4 protein-coding genes and 1 tRNA gene are annotated in these 6,141 nt (G+C 52.9%); all 5 read left to right on the top strand.

The genetic code is table 11. The features are described 5' to 3' along the window. Window positions 1-698 precede the first annotated feature (698 nt). The 5 genes from OCV58_RS07825 to OCV58_RS07805 all read left to right on the top strand — a co-directional run bounded on the left by OCV58_RS07825 (window position 699) and on the right by OCV58_RS07805 (window position 6,058). Window positions 699-775: transfer RNA gene (locus tag OCV58_RS07825), tRNA-Pro, on the top strand. An 84-nt stretch (window positions 776-859) separates the two neighbouring features. After that, entirely contained in the window at window positions 860-1,573 is a 714-nt protein-coding gene (locus tag OCV58_RS07820; protein WP_087476765.1) for a hypothetical protein, read from the top strand. A gap of 25 nt (window positions 1,574-1,598) precedes the next feature. Next, window positions 1,599-2,093, top strand: a complete 495-nt coding sequence (locus OCV58_RS07815) for a GNAT family N-acetyltransferase (RefSeq protein WP_154877481.1) — start codon at window positions 1,599-1,601, stop codon at window positions 2,091-2,093. A 196-nt stretch (window positions 2,094-2,289) separates the two neighbouring features. After that, window positions 2,290-5,766, top strand: a complete 3,477-nt coding sequence (locus tag OCV58_RS07810; RefSeq protein ID WP_154877480.1) for a DNA polymerase III subunit alpha — start codon at window positions 2,290-2,292, stop codon at window positions 5,764-5,766. A gap of 136 nt (window positions 5,767-5,902) precedes the next feature. After that, entirely contained in the window at window positions 5,903-6,058 is a 156-nt protein-coding gene (locus OCV58_RS07805) for a hypothetical protein (protein WP_162860304.1), read from the top strand. Window positions 6,059-6,141: the final 83 nt, after the last annotated feature.

Below are 6,141 nucleotides of genomic sequence, written 5' to 3'. Positions count from 1 at the left end.
CATGAGCTGAAAGTTCTCAAATTCGCTTTCAGCTTACCGAGTATCATAGAAGATCTATGTTTACAGAGATTTTTTCACAGGCTCGGTTGTTCTGATTAAAGACACAACAAAAAAGTAACCGCCCCTAGTCTAGCCCACTATTTGCGATTACTTTTTTGTAACTGATATGTAGGGGCTATAACCGTTTGTCGGTGTAATGCCTCATTTTTATTTCATCTTCATTATACTGAGTATCGAAATAGCCGTCAAGTGAAAGCGAAGGCTGTTGATATGTATGTGAAAAGGTTTAGCCCTACATGTCCTATTGACATATCATCAATACGTCGTGTATTATTTTGCCGTAGGCATTGCACACGCAACGGCAGGCGGTTATATCGCCCCTATCCATTTCGAATGAATGGGGGTGATGCCCATGAACGAGACAAACGTAACACTATTACTTTTGATTCTCTTAGTGGTACTTTTACAAAAGAAATAACCGCCCATAGCGTCCAAACTTTAGGCGGTTAAATCTTGCTTAATGTAGGGGCTATAACCGTTTGTCGGTGTAATGCCTCGTTTTTTATTTCACCTTCATTATACTGAGTATTGAAAGAGCCGTCAAGAAAAAAAACGAAGACTGCTGATACATGCGGAAATGTTTATGTATTCAATTACTTGACAAGTCCTATGGAATCGGGTACAATAATGTCTGTTAACGGGACGTGGCGCAGCTTGGTAGCGCGCTTCCTTGGGGTGGAAGAGGTCGCGAGTTCAAATCTCGCCGTTCCGACCAGCATAAAAGCCTTTGTTCAGAGCGTTGGACGAAGGCTTTTCTTGTTTTTGCAATACGCATCGTTTGGCGAAAGGGGAAACGGTCATGCAGGTAAAACGCGTATTAGCTGCCGTATGCTGCTGTTGTTGCCTGGCTGGCGGAGCAGTTCAGGCCAGCGAGGAATTTCATGATGTGAAGACTCCCGTCGTAGGAGCGGAATTTCCTGTCGAAGAGCCCGCAGTAAAACCGAATATTCAAGAACGGACGAAGGCTATATTAGATGAGTACAACGACCCGAAACGGCCGAAAACCCATCACGGCGTCGAACTGGGCCACGTGTATATTCCTAAGGGCACGCCGCTCATGCTGGCCCTGCAGGAGCCGATCAGCTCGAAGACCAGCAAGGAAGGCAAGGCCTTTAAGCTGAAGAGCCTGGAAGACGTAGTCATCAACGACGTCGTCGTCATTCCGGCCGGCACGACCTGCGTCGGCAAGGTGCTGAAGGGCCGGGGAAACCGCGGCTTCGGCAGAGGCGGCAAGCTGGAGCTGTCCATTGCGGCGATTAAAACGCTGAACGGCGTGACGGTTCCCTTGAACGGCTATATCAAGGGCCGGGGAAAGAAAAGCTCGACGTGGTTTGCTCCGTGGTGGATTTCGGCATTTTTGAAAGGGAAAGAGCTGAACTATAAGGAAGGGCAGCTGTTCCGCGTGACTGTGAGCCGCAATACGGACCTGAAGGTGACGGGCGACGAGCTGGGCGATGCCATGGGCTACCCTGCCGACGGCAAACCGTCTATCTACGTCAAACCGATGGAATAAATACAGAGGATAGAAAGGGGATTGTATGGATATAGTAATTCGGCCTGCGGCGCCGACAGATTTGAAGGCCGTGACGGCCATTGAAGCAGCCTGCTTTCCTGCGGCGGAAGCGGCGACGGAAGAGAGCTTCCGCCAGCGGTTGGCAGCCTTTACCCATTCCTTTCTCATTGCAGAAAAGGATGGAAGGCCTATTGGATTTATCAACGGCTGCGTGACGAATAAGGACGAGCTGACCGACGATTTGTATGAATCGACGGCGCTGCACGACGACGACGCGCCGAACGTCATGGTGTTCGGTCTGGACGTGATTCCCCAGGAGCAGCATCAGGGCTTTGCCGCGGCGCTGATGAAGGCCTATATCGAAAAGGCGGAGTCGCGCCGTAAAAAGCAGATTATCCTGACCTGCAAGGAACGGCTTATCCCGTTTTACGAGCAGTTCGGCTATGAATGCCATGGGAAATCCCAGTCTACGCACGGCGGCGCCGTGTGGTACGATATGGTATTGCCCTTGCCCCGGTGAGCGGGACGTCCTATGAAACCTTAGCGATATTTCACCCTATCTCCTGTCGCATAGCGCAGATCCTATTTCTGCTGCTCATGCGGCAGGAGTTTTTTTTGCGCTTGTGTTCCGTCCGGCTTATGCTGCTGGGGCAGGTATGCTATAATAAAAGATACGCAGCATTGCAGTATGTAACTTATCGATAAGGAGCGTTGTCATGAGGCCATTTGTCCATTTGCATGTCCATACGCAGTACAGCTTGTTCGACGGGCTGTGCCGCATTCCCGACATGGTTCAGAAGGCAAAAGAATTGAATATGCCCGCCGTGGCGATTACGGATCACGGCAATATGTACGGCGTCATCTATTTGTATAAAGAAGCGGTAAAGCAGGGCGTCAAGCCGATTTTAGGTTGCGAGGTCTATATGACCAAGGGCAGCCGCTTCGAGAAGAAGACGAAGGAACGGTTATGCCATCTGATCCTGCTGGCGAAGGATTTGAAGGGCTATCATAATCTGGTCAAAATCGTGTCGAAGGGCTTTGTTGACGGGGAAAACAATTACCACAAGCCCCGCGTCGACTACGACCTGCTGGAGCAGTACCATGAGGGGCTTATCGCCATGAGCGCCTGCATCGAGGGCCATATCCAGCAGAATATCCTCAACCGCGACGAAGAAGGAGCCCGGCAGACGCTGGAGCGGCTGGTGCGCATTTTCGGCAAGGACGATTTCTATCTGGAAGTGCAGAATCACGGGCTGGCGGAGGAAAAGATCGTCCGCGAGGTGTTTAAGCGCTGGTCGAAGGAATATGGATTGAAGGTCGTGACGACGAACGATTTCCATTACATTGAAAAGTCAGATGCCGGGGCGCAGGAAGTCAAATTATGCATTTCGACGGGCAGTACCCTCGAAGACCCGGACCATTTCCGCTTTGCCAACGACGAGTTTTACATGAAGAGCGGTGACGAAATGGCCGAGCTGTTTCCCGATATGCCGGAAGCGCTGGATACGACGCTGGAAATCGCCGATAAGTGCAATGTGGAGATATCCTTTGACGAGCGCCATTTGCCGAAATTCCCCGTTCCCGAAGGGGAGACGGACGAGTCGTACCTGCGCAAGCTCTGCGAAGAGGCCCTGCCGACGCGGTACGACCCGGTGACGCCGGAAGTGCGGGAACGCATGAATTACGAGCTGGACGTCATCAACAAGATGGGCTTTCCGTCGTACTTCCTCATCGTATGGGACTATGTCAAGTTTGCCCGCGACCACGATATCCCCGTCGGCCCGGGCCGCGGCTCGGCGGCGGGCTCCGTCGTAGCGTATCTGCTGGGGATTACGGGGCTGGACCCGCTGAAATACGATCTCCTCTTTGAACGATTCCTCAACCCGGAACGGGTGACTATGCCCGATATCGACATGGATTTCTGCTATGAAAACCGCGGCCGCATCATAGACTACGTGACGCGCAAATACGGCAAGGAGCACGTGGCGCTGATCATCACCTTCGGAACCCTGGCCGCCCGGGCGGTCATGCGAGACGTCAGCCGGGCCCTGGCGATTCCCCTCGGTGAAGTCAACCGCTTTATGAAGCTCGTGCCGACGGAATTGGGCCTGACTATCGACCGGGCTCTGCAGATCAGCAAGGAATTCCGCCAGGAATACGAGACGAACAGCACGATTCATCACATGGTCGAAGTGAGCCGCGCCCTTGAAGGAATGGTACGCCATTCGTCGACTCATGCGGCCGGCGTCGTAATTTCCGCTGCTCCGGTAGACGATTACGTGCCCATGCAGTATTCAAAGGAAGGATATTTGACGACCCAGTATGACAAGGATCTGGTTGAAGAGCTGGGCCTGCTCAAGATGGACTTTCTGGGCCTGCGGACGCTGACCGTCATCGGCGATGCCGTCAAGCTCATACGGCAACAGCACGGCGTCGACATCGATATCGACGCCATTCCCCTGGACGACCAGGAGACGTGCAAACTCCTGACGGAGGGCGATACGGCCGGCGTGTTCCAGATGGAATCGTCGGGCATTACGACGCTGGTTAAGGAACTGGCACCGAAGCATTTCGAAGACATGATTCCCCTCGTCGCCCTGTACCGTCCGGGGCCTTTGGGCAGCGGCATGGTAGAGGATTTCATTAAGGGCAGTCACGGCGAAAAGGAAATCACCTATCTTCATCCCTTGCTGGAGCCGATTTTGAAGGACACGTACGGCGTTATCCTGTATCAGGAACAGGTCATGCAGATCGCTTCCGTCATGGGCGGCTTCTCGTTGGGACAGGCAGATTTGCTGCGTCGGGCCATGGGCAAGAAGAAGGAATCGATCCTGAAAGCCCAACGGGAGAGCTTTTTGGCCGGGACGCAGAAAAATGGCATTTCCGACGACATTGCCAACAAGGTCTTTGACCTCATGGTATACTTTGCCGGCTACGGCTTCAATAAATCACACTCGGCGGCCTACGCCTACATCGCCTGGCAGACGGCGTATTTGAAGACGCACTACCGGGCGGAATTCATGGCGGCGACGATGACCAGTTTTATCAACGATATCCGCAAGATCAGCTATTACATTTCGGAATGCCGCCGTCACGGCGTCGAGGTGCTGGCACCCGACGTCAACGCCAGCGTATCCATGTTTTCCGTCGAAAACGGCGCCATACGGTTCGGCCTTTCGGCAGTCAAAAGCATCAGCGACGTCGTCATCGAGGCCATCGTCACGAGCCGGGAAAAAGACGGGCCCTTTACGTCGCTCAGCGATTTCTGCAGCCGCGTCGATTACCATATTCTGAACCGCAAGATGCTGGAAAGCCTTATCAAGGGCGGGTCTATGGATTCCTTCGGCCGGCCGCGGTCGCAGCTCATCGCCGTACTGGAAGAGGCCATGAGCGTCGGGGCGCAGAAGCAAAAGGACGACGCGTCGGGGCAGATGGGCTTGTTCGACGACGGAAACGACACTGCGGCGATGGAATTGGCCTATCCCAATGCTCCCGAATATCCCATGGACATGCTGCTGGCTATGGAAAAGGAATACGACGGCTTTTATTTCAGCGGTCATCCCCTGGAAAAATACGAAGACGTGCTGAAATCCATGACGCCTCTTTCCGTCCTCTTCGGCGAGGATAACCGGCAGTATGACGGAAAAATGCTGCGCATCGGCGGCCTGGTAACGGGGCGGCGGCAGGTGACGACGAAGCGGAACGAGCAGATGGTCATTTTGACGATTGAAGATTACACCGGCTCTATTCCCGTCGTCGTCTTTCCCAAGGCCTTCAGCCAGTATATGAATCTTTGCGTCGTCGATATGGCTGTTTCCGTTCAGGGCCGGGCCGATATTAACGACGACGATATCCAGATCATTGCCGAAATGTTAGCGCCCTTAGGCGACCAGCCGGCAGAAGGGCACGCCGTGAGCATGGCGGCGGCCGCACGACGGGCCGGCGCGCTCTGGCAGCCGGGGAAGGGGACGAAGCTGTTTATCAAGATACCGGCTCATCTGGAACGAAGCGATTTGAGCACGCGCCTGGGCGGCGTTTTGGAAAAGCATCACGGCGACGTCAAGGTGTACTTCCACCTCATGGGCAGCCGCCGCACGATTTTGACCGATTCGCGGTATTGGGTAGAGACGGAGGATTCCCTGCGGCAGGAGCTGGAAGCTATGCTGGAGCCGGGCTCCGTCGTACTGAAATGAGGCTTTTTCGAGGGGCGGCTATGCAAAATTCATATAAATAATATAAAATATTTACAGATAATTATTTTAAATTAAGAAAAAATATGATATACTGTAACCATAGCTTTAGTTTATAGACGTAAAAGGAGGGTTTCCCATGACAATAGAACGGTTGAAACAAGTAAAAAACGTAATTTCCGATGTGTATCAAGGCTTTGCCGGATGTTCGACCGGCGGTTGCTGCGGCGTCTCTCTCCCGAAAGAGGATCAGGATAAGCTGAAACAATGGAAACAGGATATGCAGCAAAAATAAAATAAGAAGCATTAAGCCCGTATGACAGGGTATAGGGTATCTGTCATACGGGCTTTTTTTGTGCAAGAAATACACTATGCCGG

This window comes from Megasphaera stantonii (genome assembly GCF_025567065.1).
Taxonomy (GTDB): domain Bacteria; phylum Bacillota; class Negativicutes; order Veillonellales; family Megasphaeraceae; genus Megasphaera; species Megasphaera stantonii.
The sequence above is the reverse complement of the archived record's forward strand: the minus strand, read 5'-3'. Positions and strand labels throughout refer to the sequence as shown.